Annotated in this window: 3 protein-coding genes and 1 pseudogene; all 4 read left to right on the top strand. The window is 69.0% G+C overall.

Going from position 1 to position 2,363, the window contains the following annotated elements:
- A pseudogene (locus tag ACIOFR_RS42080) lies at nucleotides 1-258 on the top strand (acetyl-coenzyme A synthetase); the annotation flags it as partial.
- Between the two features lie 415 nt (nucleotides 259-673).
- A complete protein-coding gene (locus ACIOFR_RS42075; protein ID WP_401006100.1) occupies nucleotides 674-1,057 on the top strand; it encodes a hypothetical protein in 384 nt (127 codons plus the stop codon).
- A 63-nt stretch (nucleotides 1,058-1,120) separates the two neighbouring features.
- Nucleotides 1,121-1,417 carry a hypothetical protein gene (locus ACIOFR_RS42070; protein WP_401006098.1) on the top strand — a complete coding sequence of 99 codons (297 nt, stop codon included), beginning with the start codon at nucleotides 1,121-1,123 and terminating at the stop codon, nucleotides 1,415-1,417.
- Between the two features lie 743 nt (nucleotides 1,418-2,160).
- Nucleotides 2,161-2,363 (top strand): PIN domain-containing protein (locus ACIOFR_RS42065; protein ID WP_401006096.1); only part of this gene is annotated, 203 nt, incomplete at its 3' end.

The following is a 2,363-nucleotide window of genomic DNA, read 5'->3' as shown; positions in this document are numbered from 1 at the left end:
CGCCACACCGCCACCGCCGACGACGACCTCATCACCGACCTGCGCAACCACGTCGGCCGCACCCTCGGCCCCATCGCCAAACCCAAGCAGATCAAAGTCGTCAGCGAACTCCCCAAGACCCGCTCCGGCAAGATCATGCGACGCCTGCTGCGGGACATCGCCGAAGGCCGCGACATCGGCGACACCACCACCCTCGCCGACAACACCGTCATGAACCTCATCCAGTCCCAACTCACCGACCCCCCGGCACAGCACTGACGCCGCCAACACCGACCACCACCGTTCCTGAACCGCCGGGGCCGGCAGCCCGTCGCCGCCCCGGCCTCCGCTCGACCGCTCGGCGCACCACTGGCCGCACAGTGCGACCGCCCACCGCACATCCCGCCGCGACACCTGCCGGCACGCGCCCGCCTGGGATGGGATATGCCAAAGCGAACAAGTCGGCGGAAGTGCCTGCCGACGAGCGTCACGGGGACAACCGGCAAGCAGGACCCGGCAGCGCCGCGCGGCCCGCGCCCGTTCCACCTATCACCGCAAGCGGCTCTCCTGCCTGCCAGGTCACAGCCGGCCAACGGCACCGCCGACGGTATGGCGGCGCTTCCTGAAATCGACCAGTAGGTGAAGCAGCATGCTCACGTCCTCCAGACAGAGAACCGGCTGTGCAGGGGTAGCCATGTACCTGCGGTGCTACCCCTACGACAGCGCCGGGATGGAGTGCCACCGCCGTGCGCTTGAACAGCTCGCGCACCGGCACGCCCTGCCGGAGCCCGCGCGGTACATGGACAACGGCCGACGCCGTGCGGACGGCCTGCCGCAGCTCGAACGTGTCGTGAGGTCCATCGAGTGGGGCTGGATCAGAACCCTGCTCGTACCGGGCGCGTTCGTGTTCGACCTGGACGACGGCAAGGCCGCCGACATGGCTGCCCGGCTGCGCGGGCTCGGCTGCCGCCTGGTGGAACTCCCCGGCGGGGGCCCGTGCCCCGGGGTGGGTCCCGCCAGGCCGGTCCCGGTCCGGGTGGTCCGGCCCAGGCTCGTGGCACAGCTGGACGGAGTGTGAGTCGGTGCTCCGACCGTCGGGCGTGCGCCCATGGCCTTGATCAGTGGCAGATGGAGGGACCCGATGTCCGACATGGAAACGCTGATCCGTGAACTCCGCGCGTTGGCCGAGACCCGGGCCGCACGCCCGGACGACGTCGAGGCCCTCCTCACCGGCGCAAAAGCCACGGCCGGCCGCTGGGCCGACGTCCTCGACGCGATCGGGGAATCCGCGCGCGGCCTCCTCGGCCCCCACGCCCAAGTGGCTCTCGAAGTCGCTTTCCGCAGAGCCGAGGAGTCGTATGTGGAGCTGGAGATCGCTCTCGCCGCCACCAGAAGCCGCGCGAGCGGACGAATCCGGCAACAGAGCCGGACGTGGTAGCTCACGCTTTCTGAGTTGCGTCCTGCGCCACGCCATGCACATGACCGACGGCCTGACCGGAAAACTCAACGGTTGGTCGGCATGGCGAGACGGCCCCTCGGCGGTCGATGTTGAGGGGCAGTGATCGATCGGGTGGGGTGTCGTCAGGCAGCTGCCGCGGCGAGGGTGACGTTGTGGCCATGGGCGTCGAGTCGGCCATGGTCCATGCGGTGAGCCTGTCGCTGCTGCGCGGACCTGAGTGCACCTCAAGGGTTCTCGGTACGGAATCCACCTCTGGCGCGCGGTGGGGAAGGGTGGTCGGGTCGCCTGTCGCGGACTTGCTGCGGTACGTACTCGATCGACTGTGCTCCGGATGGTGGCCGCCGAGCGCGGCCGACACCGGAAGGGATGTGATCCACCTCACGTTTGAGCGCCGAGCATCACTGACTATCGTTCATTGAAAGGAACGCCCATATCACTGGCCGTGCCGTCCACCTCGCGGATTGTCGGCCGGCGCCGGTAGAGAGAGTTGACTTCCGGGGCAAGGCGATCGTCAGCCGTCGAATCACTTTCGCGAATGCCCCAGCTGCCGCAGACAACAGTGTTCGACCGTCGATTTTGCAGGACTCGGCACGGATGCAGCCTGCGTCCCAGCCCACCAGCAACCTGTCCGACCGCGAGCCGCCCCGGCCTGCCGTCCGGGGCGCGGAGCTCGTCCGCATGCACTCCAGAGCCGGCACCAGCCCCTGCCAGGGAGACGCCACATGAGCATCGAAGACCGCGGCACCCGGCCCGAGCCGGCGACCCGCTCTCGCAAACGCGACCGGCGGACGTACGTTCTCGACACCAGCGTGCTCCTGGCAGACCCCCTGGCCATGACGCGCTTCGAGGAGCACGAGGTCGTCCTCCCGGTGGTGGTGGTCACCGAGCTGGAGGCCAAGCGGCACCACCCGGAGCTCGGCTACTT

Origin of the sequence: Kitasatospora sp. NPDC088346 (assembly GCF_044740765.1) — a bacterium.
GTDB lineage: Bacteria > Actinomycetota > Actinomycetes > Streptomycetales > Streptomycetaceae > Kitasatospora.
Note: the sequence above shows the minus strand (reverse complement) of the source record. Positions and strands in the feature narration are given on the sequence as shown.